Source organism: Limosilactobacillus reuteri (assembly GCF_034259105.1).
Classification (GTDB): domain Bacteria; phylum Bacillota; class Bacilli; order Lactobacillales; family Lactobacillaceae; genus Limosilactobacillus; species Limosilactobacillus reuteri_G.
In genome coordinates, this window is sequence record NZ_CP139478.1 from 1,351,335 (window position 1) to 1,371,713 (window position 20,379).

Below are 20,379 nucleotides of genomic sequence, written 5' to 3' on the forward strand. Positions count from 1 at the left end.
CGCCATTCGGCGTGACATCAGGTATCATATTAAGTGAACCAAACCTATATGAAAGGATGTCCGTCAAATGACGCACTTAAATGATACCATGTCTACTAGTTTATTGACTACTCATAAAAAGAATGCTCATCTTACTAAAGAAGAACGTGTGATGATTGCGACTTTAAAGTCGCAAGGACTTTCCAATCGCGCAATTGGTCGCCAATTAGGAGTTAATCATCAAACAATTAATAACGAGCTCAACCGTGGTACGGTCCGCCAACTTCGTCGTCAAAAATCTAATGGTAAGATTTACGAATATTCTTACTACATCTATAGTTATGAAGCTGGTCAGGCCACATATCTTGAACATCACCGCCATTCTGGTCGTCGTCGCTTATATTATTCTTCAAAGCAATTTTTACGATTAGCTGATCAGCTAATGCTTGGTGAGTTTGACGACCACCATTACTCCCCACAAGCGGTTATTTATAAGGCTCGAGATTTAATGAATGATGGCACCCTGATCCCAAAGTCGGTTGTAACTTTATATCAATGGATTAATGAGGGTGTGCTTCGTACGTCCAATTTAGACCTCTTTGAAAAACCTAAACGTAAGCATCATCGAACTCATCCGCAAGCTAAAAGGTGCTTAGGGCCTAATATTGCTCAACGACCTCAAACTGCGGACCAACGGTCCGAAATTGGCCATTGGGAACTAGATACAGTTCAGGGACAGAAAAACGGTAATGACAGTGTTGTACTAGTAATGACTGATCGCCTTTCACGAGTTAATATCACGAGTAAAATTGCTGGTAAAACTGCGCATGCAGTAAATCAGTTCTTTATAAATTTACGCCAGAAAATGGGCACAGATGCTTACTATCGCATCTTTAAGACAATAACCTCTGACAACGGTTCAGAATTTAGTGAGTTAACACAAGTTCACGATCATGTTTTCTATGCTGATCCGTATTCCCCTTGGGAACGTGGATCCAATGAGATCAATAACCGGTTTCTCCGCAAGGAGATTACCAAAGGTGAAGCTATAAATAACTATAGTAGTGCTCAGATCATAGCGACTAATGATTGGATGAATCACTATCCACGAGCTATGTTTAATGGACATTCGTCAATGGATATCTATCGTAAGGCCTTCTACCAAGAGATATCACAGCTCCATCAACCAATAATCAATTGGTCAGTATTATTTATTTGAGTCCAGTGGCTAACTTATTCTTGAAATTTAGGATGAAAATAATATTAACTTTTTTTCATTTTACAAAAAAATAGGAAATCATCCCTTTATTGAGACAATTTCCTACTTTAACAATTAATTATTAAATTTTAGTACCAACCATGTGATTGCCAGAATGATTGGGCAGCACTCCATGAACCGTAACGGTTAGCTACGTATTGATCAGCTACTCGTTCTTGGTTAGCTTCTGAGTAGTCACCATTTAAGTATGATGCTGACAATTGGTACTTACCAACGTATTGACCGTTACGAGCACTGTAGCTACCACCTGATTCGCGAGCTGCGATCCAAGCCTTAGCAGCAGCATCATTACCACTAACATTTGAGCTGTAGTTTGAACTAGTAGCTTGTGCTTGTACTGGTGCACTGTAGCTTTGTTGTACAGCAGCTGAAACAGTTGATTGTTGTGGAGCTACTGATTGAACTGGTGCTGGTTGTTGAACCGGTGCTTGAGATTGTACTGGAGCCTGTGATTGAGCAGGAACAGAAACCGGTGCAGCTGATGATTGGCTTGTTGCTACAGGAGCCTGACTAGCAACCACCGGAGCTTGGCTAGGTTGTTGACTTTCAACACTAGCTGATGCTGGAGCTTGAGATGCTTCCGGTAAGGTAGCAGCTTGTTGAGCAGTTGCTTGGGTTACTTCACCGTCATCTTTAATTACTAACTTTTGACCAACATGAATTAAGTTCTTATTGGCAATTTGATTAGTTGAAGCTAAAGAGTCAACATAAGTTAAGTCATGGCCTAACTTATAGGAAATACTTGATAAGGTATCACCACTTTGCACCGTGTAAACAGAATCAGCATTAGCAGTAGTTGCAGTAGCGAATGTTCCCAAGGCAACAGCACCTGCAACGGCAGCAGTGATTTTCGCGATGTTTTTAGTTAACTTCATAAAGAAAAATCCCATCCTTTTCATAAAATACTTTTTTATTAATTAGTTATTTATTAGTTTAAGTTGTTGAGTCCTCATATCTCTCAACACCTATTACTATACTCCCCAAAAATTACATGCGGATTACTCCGAAATATCAATTCAGTTGATTTTCGTAATACTTTGTAATAAAAATTTTAATAGTCTGTCAAGCAAATCAACCTCGGCCACGTCCTGATAGTAACTTAGGTCTAACTAACTTTTCCCCAGAATTGGCCAAAATTTGTAACATAATAATAAATAAGTCGCTGAATTTTTCTTATAAAGAAGAATTTCAACGACTTATTTTTCGTTATTAATGTTTTATTGTAACATTGCTGTAATTAACTTTAGCCCTATTCAGCAGTCATTATTTGTTTTAGCCAACGCTCACTACTAGCTAATTCTTTTAATGGATGGATATCTTCGCTAATTGGCAGTGGTTCGCCGGCTTTTACTTTAAAAGGTGCTCCAGTGACCATTTCTGAATCCCGATATTGGGTAAGAGTGGCAGAAGTTTCCTTACCAAAACCATCAACCATTGCGGTTAACTGCTGTGTTCCGCTTAAAGCAATTGTGGGGGTCCACTGAGTATTTTGACCATCCAGAAAACTATAAAGATCAACAGTAGCTTTAGTTTGAACTTGACTCGCTACTTCAAACTGCAGCGTTGAACCATGGGCTTGGTATGCATGGATTGTCCGATAGATATTTTTACTAGTTGAGCGATTTGCCTGCCGGTACGTAACGTGCGCGTTAGCTCCGACTAAAATCTCCGTCCCTTCATATGATGGTAATAACGTATCATTAACCATCCGTTCTTCAATTACCGCATTCGCCCCCGCACTGATGACAATAATATTATGGGTGTTTGCAGAGTTAAGATGGGGACTAAAGACAATTGGACGCTCCTGAGTAATTTGTGGACGCAAATATATAAACTGTCCACAGTCAATATTTGCAAGATGCATGGCCGCTAACTGGTTATCCTGCCAAAAGATGGCCTTCTCCATTAGATTTTCTTGTAATAGTGTTGAGTATTCATTAATCGCTTGTTCAAGAGGCATCGCTGTTAGGCTGTCTTCCTGTAAAGAAAGCCAACCCCTACTTACACCAGTTGTTCTCTTTTGCCAGGGATCTTCCCATTCTTCTTGACCAGGTAAAGTCGGGAATCGTGATTGCAGTATAACTGCTAGTTGACGCTTTTTCTCTAACCATGCTGGCTCTTTCTTCCAAATTTTTGCCATCATTTTCTCCTCTAATGAACAAGCTTATCCCAAATAACCACTTTCCCCGTTTGAAGAGATTGCGGAACATCAATAATTCGTTGGTTAGAACTCCCTCTAAACTGAAGGGTAAGATCCTTTTTAGCCAGCAAGAATCGACCATCGACTAGAATATCGAGGTAGTGTAGAAGTTCAAGTTTATCGCTCGACTCCTTCATTAATTCCTCCCAAGTATAACCAGACCAAGACCAAATATCCTTTTCGTGACCGAATTCTTTCCGAACCCGTTTAACTAACTTCAGACAAACCTGAGTATTAAGGAATGGTTCGCCACCCAATAAAGTCAATCCTTGAACATAACTCTGCGAAAGGTCTTCGATAATCTGGTCTTCTAAATCCTGGGTATATGGCTGTCCATAATAAAAATTCTGCGCCGCCTTGTTATAGCATCCGGGGCAGTTAAAAAGGCATCCACTAACATATAAACTACACCGGACCCCTTCCCCGTCAACAAAATTGAAGGGCTTATAGTCTGCAATATATTGTAATGAATGACCTTTTGCTAACCACTCTTGCGGCTTAGGATTGCGGGGTAATCGTGTTTCTGCCATTTCTTTTTCCTCCTATATAATAAAAGGCCGGTAGCTTTACGGGCAACTGGCCTTTTGATAATTAATTAAATTTGATCACCAGTAATATGAGCATGAACCTTATTATCCATTTGCCGCTGTTGTTCAAATTTAGCTGCATTCTTGATCATTCCAGCATTCATATGTTTAACTCGGTGAATAATTTCCTCATGCCGTCCATGAACCATTGGCCGCTGCTGAGGGTTACCAAGATAACCACATGTCCGCTTAACAACGTCACAGGTTGCTGGGTCATGGTTCCCACACTGCGGACACTTAAAGCCGCGAGCAGTTGCTTCAAATTCACCTTTGAAGCCACACTTAAAGCACTGATCAATTGAAGTATTTGTTCCCAAATAACCAACATGATCATATGCCCAGTCCCAAACTGCTTCTAAAGCTTTTGGATTTTGGCGTAAGTTAGGATATTCGCAATAATGAATAAAACCACCAGCCGCATATTTAGGAAAAGCCTCTTCAAATGATAACTTTTCAAAAGGTGTCGGATGTTTACGAACATCATAGTGGAAACTATTTGTGTAGTATTCCTTATCTGTTACATCTTCAACTCGCCCAAACTTCTTCAAATCATCTTGGCAGAATGTATCTGTTAACGATTCAGCAGGAGTGGAATAGAGACTAAAATGGTATCCTTCTTCTTTTTCCCATTCAGCACATAAATCATGCATTGCCTTAGTAATTGCAATCGCAAAGTTATGCGCTTCTTTATTATGCTCCCAATTTGACCCATAGAAAGTCGTACATACTTCATATAAACCAATATAACCTAGTGAAACGGTCGCCCGACTATTCTTAAAGACTTCATCGACACTGTCAGTCTTCTTTAGCCGTTTACCAAATGCACCATACATATAAAGAAGGGGAGCATTTTCTGGCTTAGCTTCTTTAGTACGCTTAATCCGGTAATCCAAGGCAATCTTACAAATATTCATCTTCTCTTGAAAAATTTCCCAGAATAGTTGCTTATCGCCATGAGCCTCCAGGGCAATCCGTGGCAAGTTGACTGTCACTACCCCTAAATTCATCCGGCCTGAGTTTACTTCTTTGCCAGTTTCTGGATCTGTCCATCCCTGTAAGAACGAACGGCAACCCATTGGTGTCTTAAAGCTCCCCGTTAATTCCTTAATCTTGTCATACATCAAAAGATCTGGATACATCCGCTTCGTTGAACACTCAAGCGCTAGTTGCTTGATATCATAATTAGGATCTTCAGGGTCAAGATTTAAGCCTCGTTTAATAGTAAAAGTTAATTTAGGAAAAATAGCTGTACGATGTTCCTTACCAAGACCCTTAATCCGGATCTTCAAAATGGCTTTTTGGATCTCCCGGGCAATCCAGCTTGTCCCTAAGCCAAAGTTAATGGTCGTAAATGGAGTTTGACCTTGGCTAGAATAAAGGGTATTAATCTCGTATTCTAAAGCCTGCATTGCATCGTAAATATCCTTTTTTGTCTTCTCACGAGCAAATTCTTCTCGTTTCTCTGGTACTATCCACTCTTCGGCATCCTTCATATGCTTTTCGTAATTTAGCTTTGCATATGGTTCTAATAATTGATCAATCCGATTAGCAGAACATCCCCCATATTGCAGAGACGCCACGTTAGCAATAATCTGCGACATCTGCGCAGTTGCTGTTTGAATCGAGCGTGGTGAAGAAACCCAAGCATTACCAATCTTAAATCCATGCTTAAACATCTCATCAAAGTCAATTAAACAACAGTTAGTTTCAGGCGTTACCGGTGAATAGTCAAGGTCATGCCAGTGAATATCACCACGAAGATGCGCCTTAGCTACAATACCAGGAAGCATCCGTAATCCCAATGCACGGCTCACGACTCCGGCTTCAAGGTCCCGTTGCGTATTAAAAACATGACTATCTTTATTAGCATTTTCGTGAACAATCCGTGAGTTTCGGTCGAAAAGCTGCTCTAACTTATTTTGGGGATTAGTAGCTTCGGCAAATGCTTCTTCATCATGCTGGCGATAATCACGGTAAACTTTTGCCAATTCTTCATGATTAGCCTTGACCAGTCCTTGAACAAAGAGATCCGCAATCTTTTTAGTAGTGACAGTTGTTTGATTAAGTAAGGCATCCAATAAGGTAACATAAACACTTTGGCTAGTCTGCTCGTCAGCATTGAGCGCATTTAAAACAAGGTTAATCTTGTAGGAATAAAATGGTGTAACTGTTCCATCACGTTTAACTACTTGAATACTTGTCAAACTTTTAAGATCCTTCTTATCAATTATTTGCACTTTCATTTTTATTTCCCCTCTCGTAATTAACGTTATCTATCATAGCTCAAAATACAACTTATAGGAAGTATTGACATTTGAAACACTATATGTTGTGGTCAAATTATTTATTTAAATATTCTGTTCTGATCTACCAGGAATAAAATGAGGATACAAGCAACGACGCTATTTTGAGATTATTGCGGGACCTTTTAAATCATTTATTTTTAAATTCCTATTATCACTGAATAGAATTTTTTATCCCGAAAAGCTCGAATTTGAAAACGCTAAACCTAACTTAATAATCTTAATCAATATACTTAAGATTATTAGTTATTAAAAAATAACTTACGAGCAGATAGCACGATTTGCTAGACTAATCCTTGTGCAATTTTTAGGGTAAAAGGAGTTTTTATATTTATGGAAAATGCTTTACAAGCTCGTAAGCAAGCAGCGCACCCAGGATTAATGATGGTTAGTATGCTGCTGGGAGCTTTTGTCGGAATGTTTAGTGAGACTTCATTAAACATCGCCTTGCCAAAATTGATGACCGCTTTTCAAGTAAGTACATCAACAATTCAATGGTTAGTTACTGGATATATGTTAATTATTGGGATTATCTTGCCACTGTCCAGTATTATTACTAAATGGTTTACGACCCGCCAAGTCATTATTTTTGCATTAATTGACTTCATGGTTGGGGCTTGTATTTCTGCCTTAGCGCATAATTTTACTATTTTGTTGATTGGGCGAATGATTCAAGGGATCGGAACAGGCTTAATTCTTCCACTAATGTTTGCAGTGGTAATGCAAATCTTCCCACCGAAACAAATTGGAGCGGTTCTAGGAATATGTGCCCTCGTAATTATGTTTACACCTGCAATCGGTCCTACTTTAACCGGGCTAATTCTTGCTAAGTTATCATGGCAATGGATCTTCTGGTTATTTATTCCGTTTTTATTTATTGCCTTGATCTTTGCTATCACTTCATTAGAAAATGTTGGTGAAATTACTAAGCCGCATGTTGATATACTCTCAATTATTGAATCGGCAGTAGGTTGTTCAGGACTTGTTATTGGTGCTAGTTTGGCTAGTGAAGATAGTTGGACCTCACCAACAGTTCTCAGCGCTTTAATAATCGGAATTATTGTCTTAATCTTTTACACCCATCGCCAACTTCATCTGGAAGAGCCAATTTTAAATCTTCATATTTTTAAGTATCCGGCTTTCACAATTGGTTCTTCAATCGTGATGCTTGACTTTGGAATTATTCTGTCGACGATGTATCTTTTACCGTTATTCTATCAACGAGGGCTCTTAGTTTCGGTTGCCCTTACTGGACTAGTAATGCTCCCTGGTGGAATTATTAATGCAGCTACTTCTGCAATTGCTGGTCGCCTTTACGATAGTATTGGAGCTAAACGTCCAGTTTTAATTGGTTTTGTCCTTGCCTTATTCGGTGCTTTGATGCTGGCGTTTACCACACCGCATAGTCCCATTATCTACGTTGTATGCGCGCATGTTATTTTAATGATTGGTTGTCCTTTAGCAATGTCTCCCGCACAAACTAGTGCTCTAAGTACGCTTTCTGGATTCGAATCCGGAGACGGCAGTACAATCATGAATACGATGCAATAGGTTATCGGTGCTCTTGCAACAGCCCTAGCTACTAGTTGCTTAGCTTGGGGGAGTTCTTCTATTAGTGGATCTGAAACTGTTCGCTTTACCAATGGTTTCCACTATGGCATTTACTTTGCAATTATCTTAATTGTGGTAGCACTGCTCTTATCATTCAAAATTAAAGATCGGAAAGACTAAAAAAATCCTCACTACTCATGCAGGTAGTGGGGATTTTTTTACTCTTTAACAATCTTATATGGTAAATAATGGCGGCGATGTTTAGTCAGATAATTATCCATCAACTGTTGGTAAAATTGTGGATTCACGCTTGATTGTATACTTAAAAGATTAAATTTTTCATTATCCTTTTCAACGGTATAAAGACCCGTTTTGCCAAAACCATTTTTGGCGTAGAAACGATGCCATCTGAGTTGCTGTTCGTTATTAGGTGCTTGAGGATCTGGGCGTTCAGCGCTAAGTGTAATCTGCTTTCCAGTATATCGTTCTTTGATCGCGGTTAGCGTCGCACTACCCAAGCCCTGTCCATGATAGTGAGGATCAATTGCCAGAAAGAAAATATAGGCGATGCGCTTGTTGTAGACTGTGTAGAAAAAGCCAACCCATTTTCCCTCTTCATTATAGATGCTACAAAATTCTGCTTTTCCTGCTTTAGCACGCATTTTAAGTAAAGATAATGGTAAAAGTTCATTTTGTGGAAACACGGTATTATAAACCCGCTTGATATTTTTGAAATCATTTGACTTTGTAGATATTTGACGAACTTTAATCATTTAAAAATCCCTCCATCTATGTAATAGTACCTAGAAAAAACTTAACAGACAAGAAAAAAGAGACTAGCTTTAGTTATGCTTTAAAGGATGGGGTATTTTAACAGAAAACAGAGTATGCAGTCAATAACAGTACAGATTGAAAAATTACTTGGTAATCTTCTTCATCTACATAGGTATTTTTATGAATTTATTTCGCTAAAAGCGTTATTAGGCCCAAAAATATAATCTAATGGTACGCCATACAATTTAGAAATACGTAACATATCTTTGTATGAAAGTACGCTAAAATCATTTTCCCATTTCCTTAGAGCAAGCTCTGAAATACCAAGTTTATTGGCAGCTTGAGTTTATGACATACCAGCTCGTACACGTAAATCAAGGATAGAATGTTTGATATTTAATGGCACTAATTCATTAGGCATAATTGCACCTCGTTTCAACAGTTAATACTTTATTACACTTTTGACGAAAAAAGTATAATCAATGATATGCTATAATCATCTTATTAATTTTATTGAAAATCTTAAGAAAGCTCAGAATTGATAATCATGTATACTTACGAAGATTAGCTAGTGAATATCCGCATCTTACTATTAATTTTCCCCAAAAAATATGCCAGATAATTTAACTGGGTTAAATATTGATACGAATGTTTATTTAAATCGGGCAAATTCTGATATAAAGATGTACGAAATTCTTCAAGAAGAAATTGCTCACTATAATACGACGGCCAGAGATATTGTTACCAAGGATACCCCAGATGGTCGGAAGCAAGAGCATAAAGCCCGTTCATTAGCAATGATGAGAGCAGTAAGTTTAGATAAATTAATTTATTGTTATCAGCATGATATTTGGAACTTAGAAGACATTTCTGATTATTGTAATGTAGATGTAGAATATTTATATTTAATAGATGCGATAGATAATTATCGTGTAAAGCGTGGTTTAATTTTCGCATATAAAGGGTATAGATTTAATCTCCGCAAAAACGTAAAAATTGAAAAGATGGGATGAAAGTAAAAATGAGTATTTTCAACGGTAAAGATGGATTTGCTAAAGACAAAGATAAATATATTAAAGAAAATCGTTTAGAAAGTTTAGATGACGAGGTTCTCGAATCTATAAAAGATATAGCGGTTGCTGAAAAATTAACGGGTGCCTATCCTACTTTTACAAGTAATGATACAAAAGCCCTTTTTCATGAATTACGAATGATCAAACAGCAAAATTGGATAACTATTAAGCAAAACCAAGAAATAATCAATCAATTAAAGAGACTAAATAAAAGCTAAAAATTAATCGTCCAACTAAATTGATGACGTAAAAAGCTATTTAAACTAAAAAAGCCCACTGACAGCTGCAACTGTCAGTGGACCAAGGGTTGATATTAATTGCATCCAAACAAATTCTATCAACCCTTTCATTATACACAATTTAATAATGGAGGGACAAGTATGACTTCAATAAAGAAAGTTTACGGAAAATGGCAAGCACGTGTCACTTGGCATGATGATAAAGGAAGACGCCATTCAAAAGTAAGCAGTCAATAACAGTACGTCTAGCTCTGGCTACCCCGAATCTCCTATACTGAGACTATCATCAGTAAGGAGATTTTTATGTATGACAGAACAAAATGAAATTATTACCCCAGTTTTCAAAAATAAAGCAAGTGATTTTAAGAAGCATGTTTTTACCGCACGCCCTGCCGTAAAAATCAATGTAAATGAAGTCGAATTAACTATTTTTAAGGGAACTAATTCTATTTTAGCTTCAGATATCGCCAAAGTGGTTATTCGTTATGCTCGTTAATTGGCATGATCCAGATCATATTTATTTAGTCTGCGGCAAAACCGACATGCGAAAGGGCATTGATGGGCTCGTAATGGTGATTGCCGAAAGCTATGGACTAGAATTATATAGCAATTCGCTTTTTTTATTTTGCGGTGGACGTAGTGATCGCTTTAAAGGATTATTTTGGGATGGTGAGGGCTTTATTATGCTCTATAAACGGTTTGAAAATGGCCACCTTATTTGGCCGAGAAACAGTAATGAAGCCAAAGAATTATCCGCTCAACAGCTCGACTGGTTATTGCAAGGACTGAACCCATTACCAATTCGTAAAATTCAAACTGTTCAGCCGGGAAGCTTTTATTGAGTTACCTCTATTTAAAAGAAGAATTCTTTGATATAATTACCAAAGAATAATTCAAAGGAGGTGACGTACCATGAAACAAACAGCAGAAGAACAAATCAAAGAACTTAAACAGCAATTAGCTGATGCCAATGAAAAAATTGCTCAATTAATGACAATCATTAAACTTCAGCGGAACCAAATATTTGGGAAAAAAACTGAAATAATGGAGTCCGTAGTGAATGGACAACAATCATTATTTAGTGAGCAAGAAATGGATCAACTTCAAGATCCTGATATTTCAGTCACGAAAGTGACTGAAAAGAAAATAAAGCAAGTGGTGCGTCACCGGAAAGCAAAGCAATCTGGTCAGCGGACCACTTTTTTAGATGGCTTACCACAGGTTAACGAAGTCATCTCATTAAAAGATACTAACTGTCCTCACTGTCATCAATTAATGAAAAGAATAGGTCAACACATTTATAGTCGAGAAGCTCGGTTAAAGCCAGCTGAATTATATTGTGTGAACTTGATTCAAGAAACATATAAGTGTGATGAGTGTATTAATCCTAATGGTAGCGAGGTATTAATTAGTAGCGAGATGCCCCAAAGTCTTTTACCGCATAGTTACTTTTCGAGTACTATTTTAGCAAAAGTAGCAGAATTGAAGTTTAATCTTGCATTACCGTTTCATCGTCAAATTAAGCTTTGGCAAGCCATCGGCTTACAAGTTGATGCCCGATTATTGGCGGCGAACATCATTAAAGTTAGTCAAACTTACCTTGAACCACTGTATGATTATTTACAAGGATTAGTCAAAAAAGAACCGGTAATTCATATGGATGAAACACCATTTAAAGTAATTGCTGAATCTAATGGAAATGGCTATTTTTGGGTAACGCGATCAACGAAAGAATTCAGTAAACATCAAATTACCATGTTTCATTACTATAATACCCGAGCTGGCAAAACTGTTGGACAAATTCTTGGTCAGCAATATAGTGGAGTTATTATGTGTGATGGCTATGGCGGATATAGTGATCGATTATATCCTCAAGCAAAGTTCGGGTCATGTTTAGTTCATATTCGACGTGAATTTTACCGCATTACATGTTTATTGAAAAAGGAACAATTGAAGAATTCCAAAGCATACCAAGTTTTACAACTAATGCGACCAGTTTTTCACGAAGAGAAACAATTAGCATATCACACTCATAAGGAAAAGCTAGTGCAACGTCGGTTGCACGTAAAACCCTTGATGGATAAGTTCTATGCCTATTTAGAAAACATTAACTTTCCTCAAGGACGTTTAAGAGCCGCCATTAACAATGCTTTAAAGTTAAAAACACGAGTGTATCGAATTTTTGAAGATGGCCGAGTACCATTAACAAATAATCCTGTTGAACGAGCGATTCGTCCATCAACTCTTATTCGAAAGAATAGCTTATTTGCGAAAAGTACTGCCGGAGCTCAGGCAAATGCCATTTTCTATACTTTGGTGGCAACTGCAAACCAGAACCATTTAAATATCTACAAATACTTTAAGTATCTTTTTGATCACTTACCAAACCGCAAGGACGAAGGACTTGAGGCTTATTTACCATGGTCAAAAGAAGTCCAAACAGAATGCCATAAATAAAAAGGCTCTACGTCAAGTAGTGTTGATACGCAAATATGAATTTTCGCCAATTAAATTGGTCTAGTTAGAATCGTCATTCGTGGCGGTTCTTTTTAGTTAGTTTGAATTTGGTGGCCAATAATTAAATAAATCCGCGTTTTAAATGCCGTAAAGTAACGATAACCACAGGCAACTCGTTTGATAGTTTTAATTCGATTATTAATCCCTTCGGTTCGACCATTTGAGAACTTCGTCTCAAAGCCACGCTTAATTCCCTCTTTATAGCGCGCTAAAACTTGACAACGGTGGATTGTATAATGGCTGACACTGTCTGGCCGGAGTTTAAGTAATTGAAAGAAAGTTGTAAAATCACGTTGATTGTAAGCACGCTTCAAGGATTGAATAAAATTATAGGTGGCTCTTAACTCTTGGTCATACGCTAACATTAAGTCTAAGATCATAATGGAATTAACAACGCGATTAAAATAACGTCCTTCGTAATAAACTTTTGTACTTAAATTTTCCCGATCTTGAAGAAATAGCCGCCAATAACGTTTAAGGCGCCGAGCTTGTTTCTGCTCCGCAGAATCACCTTTTCGCAAACGATTGAAGACATGAATTCGCACATGATTCATCGTATCATTAAGGTGTTTGGCAATATGAAAGCGATCATAGATGATTTGAGCACAAGGAAAAACGGTTTTAACTAGTTGATCATAAGCAGCGTTCATATCCATTACCAGATATTTTACCCGGCAACGGGCAGCACGTGTAAACTGTTGATAATGCTTAAATAAACTACGTAATCGCCGATCTTCAAGGAGTTCAAATAAGCAACTCCGATCACCATCAACAGCGATGAAACTCATCTTACCTTTAGCGCTCCGCATTGATTTAAATTCATCAATACATAGTGTTTCCGGTAGATAGTTTAAATTCGGCTTGTATTGATCAGCGAGGTCCAAAAGGACCCGCTGGACCGAAGCTTCACTGATAAACAAATCATGGGCAATATCTTTAATTGTTTGAATTCGCGTTAACCGAAGAATAATTTCACGCCTTAAATCACGACTAATTGTTCGTTGCTTTTCAAAAAGATAACTAGTCGCATTAAATGTTGTATGGCAGTCAGGACATTGAAAACGTTGAGTATTAACAAGCAACATTAATGGTTGAGCCCTAAATTGTCCATATTTGTATTTAGCTTGATAAAAACCATATTTTAAGATTTGTCCACGATTAATAACGCCACAATTTGGACAAGCACGCGGGATATAAGAAAGGGTACAGGATATTTGTGCCACCCGAACGTTTTTAATTGATTTATATTCCTAAATTTCAAGAATAAGTTAGCCACTGGACTCAAATAAATAATACTGACCAATTGATTATTGGTTGATGGAGCTGTGATATCTCTTGGTAGAAGGCCTTACGATAGATATCCATTGACGAATGTCCATTAAACATAGCTCGTGGATAGTGATTCATCCAATCATTAGTCGCTATGATCTGAGCACTACTATAGTTATTTATAGCTTCACCTTTGGTAATCTCCTTGCGGAGAAACCGGTTATTGATCTCATTGGATCCACGTTCCCAAGGGGAATACGGATCAGCATAGAAAACATGATCGTGAACTTGTGTTAACTCACTAAATTCTGAACCGTTGTCAGAGGTTATTGTCTTAAAGATGTGATAGTAAGCATCTGTGCCCATTTTCTGGCGTAAATTTATAAAGAACTGATTTACTGCATGCGCAGTTTTACCAGCAATTTTACTCGTGATATTAACTCGTGAAAGGCGATCAGTCATTACTAGTACAACACTGTCATTACCGTTTTTCTGTCCCTGAACTGTATCTAGTTCCCAATGGCCAATTTCGGACCGTTGGTCCGCAGTTTGAGGTCGTTGAGCAATATTAGGCCCTAAGCACCTTTTAGCTTGCGGATGAGTTCGATGATGCTTACGTTTAGGTTTTTCAAAGAGGTCTAAATTGGACGTACGAAGCACACCCTCATTAATCCATTGATATAAAGTTACAACCGACTTTGGGATCAGGGTGCCATCATTCATTAAATCTCGAGCCTTATAAATAACCGCTTGTGGGGAGTAATGGTGGTCGTCAAACTCACCAAGCATTAGCTGATCAGCTAATCGTAAAAATTGCTTTGAAGAATAATATAAGCGACGATGACCAGAATGGCGGTGATGTTCAAGATATGTGGCCTGACCAGCTTCATAACTATAGATGTAGTAAGAATATTCGTAAATCTTACCATTAGATTTTTGACGACGAAGTTGGCGGACCGTACCACGGTTGAGCTCGTTATTAATTGTTTGATGATTAACTCCTAATTGGCGACCAATTGCGCGATTGGAAAGTCCTTGCGACTTTAAAGTCGCAATCATCACACGTTCTTCTTTAGTAAGATGAGCATTCTTTTTATGAGTAGTCAATAAACTAGTAGACATGGTATCATTTAAGTGCGTCATTTGACGGACATCCTTTCATATAGGTTTGGTTCACTTAATATGATACCTGATGTCACGCCGAATGGCGTTTTTTATTTACCACCAACTGGGTGGCTAACTTCATTCTATAATCCACCATTGATTTATATTTAAGCCAATGATGAGGAAAATTTAAATGAGGGTCTGTTAAATTGAAGAGAGTCCTTGTATCATTATCCATGGAGGTTACCTTCTTTACTATGTGATTTGGCGATTTCATTGTATCAGAGGGCATGCCTCTTTTTTAGTTTAAAAACAAAAAATCTAGTATTGGTATAGAAAGTGATATTTCTATATCAACACCAGATATTGTAGAGCCATACAAATTTGCACCATTTTATACCATTTCTTTAAAATCAAAATTTAAACTAAAAAATAGGAGAAAGCCTGCAACAACAAGCTTTCTCCTATTTCATTAGCTTAGCTGACACTTTTGTACGAAAGCACTAATATGCCTCCGGTGGGGGTAAGTACCTAAAATTACGTTGAATTACTATATTTCAATGCCAGTTCTTCCTATTATATGTGATTATCTTAAATTACTATATCATTTTTTGATGTACATTTAGATGTACAATTTAACGGCACCCCTCAAATGAGAGATGCCGTTTTAATTTTGAACCACTTCGTTAATATGTATTATATCATTCTCCAAATAAATCAGCTACAATTGCAATGATTGATCAAAGAAGGTAAGTAAACATCTGTTTTCTTTACGTACACAAAAAAAGACTATATACTTAAGTTGTCACACAAGTATATAGTCTTTCTCGTCCATCACACCTAATAGCTGATGGATTTTTTAGTATGTAGCAGAATTCTTTTTTAAAAGATCTGTTAAAAAGTCCTCTGGAACTTCGTCAACAAGTTTGAAAGGTCGAAAGCTTAAATCAAGGGAGCGCTCGTGTTGCAATTCAACAACACCATGAATGTTATCAAGCTTTGGTAATTTTACATGCAACGGGAAATACTTCTCGTTAGATGTGATTGGCATAATTTTTACCATACCACCACATAGCTGATTAAAATCATGGTTTGATACTACTAAAGCGGGACGATATCCACTTTGTTCATGTCCTTCAGTTGGGTCAAGATTAATCTTGATGATTTGCCCTTGATGTAAGTCTTTATAAGATTCCATATAATGAAATCTCCTTTCTAAGAAATATTTTATTGCCTTCGCCGAAAGCGTACTGGCTCCAGCAATTAAAATATTTCTTTACCTTGTGGCTTACCCCAGTCAATTTCTTTATTTTTAGGCTCATTTTTGAAATATGCTTCTGCATCAAAACCATCAAACATTTTTCTTAATGGGCTTTCCTTTTTCTCTGGTGTCAAAATGATTTTATTATCTTTTACTTGATATAAAACTTTATCATCATTAGTTAATTTTAGAACATCTAATACTTTTTTTGGTATTCGTATAGATAAACTATTGCCCCACCTTGATAGGGTAAGAACTCCTTTTTGTGCAGTCACGATGCAAACCTCCTTAAAATATACCTCCAAGCAATAGCTTTATGCTACTGCACCTTTTATTATACAAGCTTCTTTGCTTTTTGTCGATACTTCCAGAAATGTCGATACAAAGTAAAGAAGATTCAAGAACATTTTCCACACAGACTTCTGCGTCGTTGCATCTAAAAAAAGCCCCAGTAACCAATAAGGCTACTAGGGCTAATTTTACTTTATTTAAATTTTAAGCTAATCAAATTGTTATCAGCTTTTGTTGCCGAAAATTCGTGAACTAATACTTCTGTTTCAGATTTACCATCTAGCACTGGCATTGTTGGGCCTTTAATTGGGTCAAACCAATAATCAATATGATTCCCCTCACCTTGCTCATTATCCGAATAACGAGCAATCACTTGCAACTGATGGCCAACTAAATCAGAAGAATAATCAAACTGGCCACTAAATCCAGATAACTCGCTATCAAAAATATCTGGGTGAGCTTGTTGAACATCCACACGACTAGCAGGATCATACTTAATCCGTTGCAATTCATGCTGTGCGGCGCTGTCGTATAGAATCAAGAAATGACGACCCAATCCTAATGACATATCAGAAGCGAACCAGCCGCTAACTTGAAGCTTATTACTAAAGACTACCGTATCAACATTATCAAGATTAGCGGCACTCTTTGTTAAGTCTAACAATGATACATAATCAACAAAGTTTCCATTGCCAGCTGCGTCATCTGTATAGCGAAAAATCAAATGCAACTTCTTGCCCTTCATTTGGTTAGTATAATCAAAGCTTGCATTAAAGCCTGAATTAACTCCATTTGGAATGTCTGGATAAACTTTAGGAACATCTGGTCGACTAGTAATATTAACTTGAGCACGACCATACTCTTGGCTCCCCTGCTCATTTGTTAAGATAGCAAACGCATATGGCTTCCCTTGTGCTTGCACAGAGGCAAACCAACCACTAATAATTAACTTATTACCATCAAAGCGGACAAAATCTAAATTCCCACCACTTGTTACTTTTTCTTCCATTGTAAACACTCCCGTAAAATCTACACTAATATCAATTTGTTCGCCCCAGGCATTGCTACTAAACTGCCAAGCGTCCGTATGAGTACTAATAGCTGGGAAGTACTCATAATCTGGCTGAGTAACTCCTGCCATTGTCGGATAAGATGCAATCCAAAGTTTGGCACCTGTTGCCTTATAAATTGCCTCATAGTCCCATAAGTCACGCATCCCCGAATATGAATAGAATACGGGAATAAAGCCAGCTTGTTTAACCGCATTACAGAAAATGATTGCTGCTAAAGTGTTTGCTGATTGGTAGCCTGCACGTTCTTCATAATCAAGGACTAATGCACTACCATGTTCAAGGCCCATCGTATTAGCTGTAGCAATAGCCGTATTGGCTTCTAAGCGTGCACGGTTGCCATCGCCAATAAAACGGCTAAAGTGATAACCACTGACTTTAAGACCGACATGTTTGGCTGCCACAATCTGTCCGGCACCATATTGGTTACGCCAATAAGTACTTTCAGAAAGCTTAATAATTGCTCCCCTAACGCCACGTGCTTTCCATTTCTCCCAAAACTCATAGTAAGTAGCTTGTGGTTGATATGCAGAAACATCAATTACTAGTGATCTAGTCATTTGTAATCACACCAGTCTTAATTTGTCCGGCTGAAATATCCTCAATCTTATCTGTTGGAATAGTTACATTAGTAACTGTTACACCGGTTTTAATCTGGTCAGATTGGGGATTGGTCGGCGTTAAATTACTCTTCTCATAAGCTGATTGAATAGCATGTTCTACGGTTGTTTGGTTTACATTAAAACCTTTATCAGCCAATGTGCCGCCAACAATCTTAGTCGCTTCCTTGAATTTGTCGTGACCAGTTAAAGCTTGATTACTTACTAAACTTGTGACAGTCGTATCAGCAAGCTTTTCAAGAACATCTAATACTTCTTTTTCTTGAAGCGTTTTTGCATGAAGTTTTTTAACCTCTAAAACCGGTTTAAGGTATTTCCAAGCAAAAATAAAAAGCACTGTTGCAGTGCCCGAAGAAATAAACCAATATGCAATATCATTAATCATTTTCATGACGATGTTCCTCCTCTAAGATGTTTAACCGTTCTTCATGTGACGCTAACTTAATATCATGCTTTGCTAATTTGTTAAGAATTTCTTTCATTCCACGATCACGTTCTTTATTATCAGTGTTCATTTGGTTAATAGTTTGGCGCAATTCTCTAATGGCGGTTTCCAATGGACCAGTGAGACCAAATTTCAACACACCCCAGAGAACTAACCCAATGCTTAAAATGCTGGCCGCATCTTCAATTGTTAAATGTACCAAGTTATCACCACCTCTTAGTTAGTTGTGAGGTAATGATTGTAGTAACTAACTAATGTATTAGCCGGATACTTTCCAGAATGTACTTCAATATCAACATCAGTTCCAGAATGGTGCACATAAGTCCCCTCAATATTAGTTGCATACCACGTTTCAATATTCTGATCAGGATTAATAATATTAGGTAGTTTGATTGCATGAGCTAAACCACCTGTGACGTCTTTATTTAAAGCAAACATTAATCGTAGTTCTACTAACTTAAATCCGCCTAGGTCTGCAATTCGGTAACAACAGTTCCAACCGTTGTTAACATGATCCCAATCATAAGCGCCATTGACAAATTGAATGCCGTCCCGTTGTTGACCCGTTAATGTTGGTAGTTGATTGGTTGTCGCTAAATTATTTGGCTTACCATTAATAATTGACCAATCAGTTGCCACAAGTAAATCATTACCATCTTTATCTTTAATATAGACTTTATTTGCCATTGTATATCAGCCTCCTAACGATTGACTTTTCGTTGTAATTCCCAGATTTGGTGCTGCAAATCGTCTAGAACCTCAGACATCTGAGTGCGATATTCGTTAAAATCAACAATTGAATTAAGGTCAGTCTCAGGAAAGACTTGATGTCTTCGTTTCTTTTCATCTTTTTGAAAGAGTTTTACTCTCGTTGGTAAGAACCCCATTCTATCGCCTCCTAAGCTGTTTGTGTTTGCAGATCATCAATAAAACATTCAGCATATCCCAATTGTGGAATTGAAGCATTAACAGAACCGATTAATCGATAAGACAAGCCAGTACTGTTTTGTGACAAGTCAAGGATCTTCAAGTTGGCCCAAGAAGTCGTTCGATCTCCGTAATGCTTGGTATCTACTTCAGCTTCAACTGAATTAACTTCCATTGCATCAAGGTGCTGCTTTAATGTTGGATACGTATGCCCCAAGACATCTACTCTTGCATCTATAATCTCGCTCGGCTGAGGAGTCTTATTAATCTGAGCCGCCCAACGAACTTCCCAGGCATCAGTAATACCTTTTAAGTACGAACTAACATAATTACCATAGTTTCGTAGAACAGCCCAGTTATGGTTCTTCTGCTCGTAGGCTTGTGAGTTTTGAAAAGGACTCGGTTCATCCCATATATCTATTCGTGGAAAGTCAGCCATCGGCTATCCCTCCTATTGTTGTGTTGAATTTGATTCTGGTTGGAGATACTCCACCCACTTCTTCTTAGCTAATTCCGTAATATCTTTGTTTGATACATTATCAAAAGTTTTTCCTTCACCTAGCATGTCTTGGGTAACTTTAATTGTTGCCATTGTTGTTTCGCCTTGGTCATTTAGGCCACTAAAGCCAACCATTGCATCTGTAGTATTACCTTGTGAGTCAAAGTCATAACTAAGACGATTACGATAGATATTCATTGTCATAATAAATTACCTCCTATTTATTTGCTTTCTTAACGTCATTCTTCTTAGACGCAGTCAGTTCACTAATCTTGTTTTGCAATTTCTTAACTTGAAGTCGTAAAACCGTATTATCAAATTCGAGTTGACTGTTTTTAGCACGATATTCCGCAATAACATCATTTGCTTCAACTTTTAAATTATCCATAAT

The 20,379-nt window shown here is 37.6% G+C and carries 24 protein-coding genes and 2 pseudogenes; 7 read left to right on the forward strand and 19 right to left on the reverse strand.

The annotated features are described in order from the left end of the window. Positions 1-67 precede the first annotated feature (67 nt). Entirely contained in the window at positions 68-1,198 is a 1,131-nt protein-coding gene (locus SH603_RS07570; RefSeq protein ID WP_013923736.1) for an IS30 family transposase, read from the forward strand. Between the two features lie 128 nt (positions 1,199-1,326). On the opposite strand, the gene SH603_RS07575 is transcribed toward SH603_RS07570, so the two are convergent. From SH603_RS07575 to nrdD, 4 genes are all read right to left on the reverse strand, one after another. Continuing rightward, a complete protein-coding gene (locus SH603_RS07575) occupies positions 1,327-2,133 on the reverse strand; it encodes a LysM peptidoglycan-binding domain-containing protein (protein ID WP_169472949.1) in 807 nt (268 codons plus the stop codon). Between the two features lie 374 nt (positions 2,134-2,507). Beyond that, positions 2,508-3,401, reverse strand: coding sequence for a SufD family Fe-S cluster assembly protein (locus SH603_RS07580; protein ID WP_169472950.1), 894 nt, complete (start codon positions 3,399-3,401; stop codon positions 2,508-2,510). Positions 3,402-3,409: 8 nt separating this feature from the next. Further along, positions 3,410-3,988 (reverse strand): anaerobic ribonucleoside-triphosphate reductase activating protein, encoded by a 579-nt coding sequence (nrdG, locus tag SH603_RS07585; protein WP_321533742.1) that lies wholly within the window; start codon positions 3,986-3,988, stop codon positions 3,410-3,412. Positions 3,989-4,053: 65 nt separating this feature from the next. Then, complete coding sequence (gene nrdD / locus SH603_RS07590; RefSeq protein ID WP_321533743.1) at positions 4,054-6,288, reverse strand: anaerobic ribonucleoside-triphosphate reductase; 2,235 nt, start codon at positions 6,286-6,288, stop codon at positions 4,054-4,056. A 393-nt stretch (positions 6,289-6,681) separates the two neighbouring features. On the opposite strand from nrdD, the pseudogene SH603_RS07595 reads away from it, so the two are divergent. Beyond that, a pseudogene (locus SH603_RS07595) lies at positions 6,682-8,079 on the forward strand (DHA2 family efflux MFS transporter permease subunit). 38 nt (positions 8,080-8,117) lie between these two features. Here SH603_RS07595 and SH603_RS07600 read toward each other — a convergent pair. Next, a complete protein-coding gene (locus tag SH603_RS07600; protein WP_321533744.1) occupies positions 8,118-8,672 on the reverse strand; it encodes a GNAT family N-acetyltransferase in 555 nt (184 codons plus the stop codon). A gap of 179 nt (positions 8,673-8,851) precedes the next feature. Next, positions 8,852-9,004, reverse strand: a pseudogene (locus SH603_RS11355) (helix-turn-helix domain-containing protein); the annotation flags it as partial. A gap of 280 nt (positions 9,005-9,284) precedes the next feature. Between SH603_RS11355 and SH603_RS07605 the strand changes: the two are divergent. The 5 genes from SH603_RS07605 (at position 9,285) to tnpC (ending at position 12,442) form a co-directional block, all read left to right on the forward strand. Then, positions 9,285-9,686: a hypothetical protein gene (locus SH603_RS07605; RefSeq protein ID WP_169470816.1), complete on the forward strand. Its 402-nt coding sequence runs from the start codon at positions 9,285-9,287 to the stop codon at positions 9,684-9,686. Positions 9,687-9,694: 8 nt separating this feature from the next. Continuing rightward, on the forward strand, positions 9,695-9,964 hold the full coding sequence (locus SH603_RS07610) for a hypothetical protein (RefSeq protein ID WP_134989310.1): 270 nt from the start codon (positions 9,695-9,697) through the stop codon (positions 9,962-9,964). A gap of 328 nt (positions 9,965-10,292) precedes the next feature. Then, a complete protein-coding gene (locus SH603_RS07615) occupies positions 10,293-10,481 on the forward strand; it encodes a hypothetical protein (protein WP_003667696.1) in 189 nt (62 codons plus the stop codon). Further along, positions 10,471-10,827 carry an IS66 family insertion sequence element accessory protein TnpB gene (tnpB, locus tag SH603_RS07620; protein WP_134989312.1) on the forward strand — a complete coding sequence of 119 codons (357 nt, stop codon included), beginning with the start codon at positions 10,471-10,473 and terminating at the stop codon, positions 10,825-10,827. The genes SH603_RS07615 and tnpB overlap by 11 nt, the downstream gene beginning before the upstream one ends. Before the next feature lie 70 nt (positions 10,828-10,897). After that, positions 10,898-12,442: an IS66 family transposase gene (gene tnpC / locus SH603_RS07625; RefSeq protein WP_321533745.1), complete on the forward strand. Its 1,545-nt coding sequence runs from the start codon at positions 10,898-10,900 to the stop codon at positions 12,440-12,442. A gap of 92 nt (positions 12,443-12,534) precedes the next feature. Here the strand turns inward: tnpC and SH603_RS07630 are convergent, their stop codons facing one another. The 13 genes from SH603_RS07630 to SH603_RS07690 all read right to left on the reverse strand — a co-directional run bounded on the left by SH603_RS07630 (position 12,535) and on the right by SH603_RS07690 (position 20,376). Further along, on the reverse strand, positions 12,535-13,725 hold the full coding sequence (locus tag SH603_RS07630; protein WP_321533746.1) for an ISL3 family transposase: 1,191 nt from the start codon (positions 13,723-13,725) through the stop codon (positions 12,535-12,537). Between the two features lie 58 nt (positions 13,726-13,783). Next, the gene (locus tag SH603_RS07635) at positions 13,784-14,914 is read right to left on the reverse strand and encodes an IS30 family transposase (RefSeq protein ID WP_321533747.1); all 1,131 of its coding nucleotides are present in this window, start codon (positions 14,912-14,914) and stop codon (positions 13,784-13,786) included. Positions 14,915-14,966: 52 nt separating this feature from the next. Continuing rightward, the gene (locus tag SH603_RS07640; protein WP_321533748.1) at positions 14,967-15,113 is read right to left on the reverse strand and encodes a hypothetical protein; all 147 of its coding nucleotides are present in this window, start codon (positions 15,111-15,113) and stop codon (positions 14,967-14,969) included. Positions 15,114-15,734: 621 nt separating this feature from the next. Next, positions 15,735-16,073, reverse strand: a complete 339-nt coding sequence (locus tag SH603_RS07645; RefSeq protein WP_321533749.1) for a type II toxin-antitoxin system PemK/MazF family toxin — start codon at positions 16,071-16,073, stop codon at positions 15,735-15,737. A gap of 65 nt (positions 16,074-16,138) precedes the next feature. Continuing rightward, positions 16,139-16,411, reverse strand: coding sequence for an AbrB/MazE/SpoVT family DNA-binding domain-containing protein (locus tag SH603_RS07650; protein ID WP_169472593.1), 273 nt, complete (start codon positions 16,409-16,411; stop codon positions 16,139-16,141). A gap of 209 nt (positions 16,412-16,620) precedes the next feature. Then, positions 16,621-18,057 (reverse strand): GH25 family lysozyme, encoded by a 1,437-nt coding sequence (locus SH603_RS07655; protein WP_321533750.1) that lies wholly within the window; start codon positions 18,055-18,057, stop codon positions 16,621-16,623. Continuing rightward, a complete protein-coding gene (locus tag SH603_RS07660; RefSeq protein ID WP_321533751.1) occupies positions 18,050-18,508 on the reverse strand; it encodes a phage holin, LLH family in 459 nt (152 codons plus the stop codon). The genes SH603_RS07655 and SH603_RS07660 overlap by 8 nt, the downstream gene beginning before the upstream one ends. Further along, positions 18,495-18,764, reverse strand: a complete 270-nt coding sequence (locus SH603_RS07665; protein WP_321533752.1) for a hypothetical protein — start codon at positions 18,762-18,764, stop codon at positions 18,495-18,497. The genes SH603_RS07660 and SH603_RS07665 overlap by 14 nt, the downstream gene beginning before the upstream one ends. 14 nt (positions 18,765-18,778) lie before the next feature. Next, positions 18,779-19,249 (reverse strand): hypothetical protein, encoded by a 471-nt coding sequence (locus tag SH603_RS07670; RefSeq protein ID WP_321533753.1) that lies wholly within the window; start codon positions 19,247-19,249, stop codon positions 18,779-18,781. Positions 19,250-19,263: 14 nt separating this feature from the next. Beyond that, positions 19,264-19,449 carry a hypothetical protein gene (locus SH603_RS07675; RefSeq protein WP_321533754.1) on the reverse strand — a complete coding sequence of 62 codons (186 nt, stop codon included), beginning with the start codon at positions 19,447-19,449 and terminating at the stop codon, positions 19,264-19,266. 11 nt (positions 19,450-19,460) lie between these two features. Then, positions 19,461-19,928, reverse strand: a complete 468-nt coding sequence (locus tag SH603_RS07680) for an alpha-amylase (RefSeq protein WP_321533755.1) — start codon at positions 19,926-19,928, stop codon at positions 19,461-19,463. A 12-nt stretch (positions 19,929-19,940) separates the two neighbouring features. Then, positions 19,941-20,192, reverse strand: a complete 252-nt coding sequence (locus tag SH603_RS07685) for a hypothetical protein (RefSeq protein ID WP_321533756.1) — start codon at positions 20,190-20,192, stop codon at positions 19,941-19,943. A gap of 13 nt (positions 20,193-20,205) precedes the next feature. Beyond that, positions 20,206-20,376 carry a hypothetical protein gene (locus SH603_RS07690; protein WP_321533757.1) on the reverse strand — a complete coding sequence of 57 codons (171 nt, stop codon included), beginning with the start codon at positions 20,374-20,376 and terminating at the stop codon, positions 20,206-20,208. Positions 20,377-20,379: the final 3 nt, after the last annotated feature.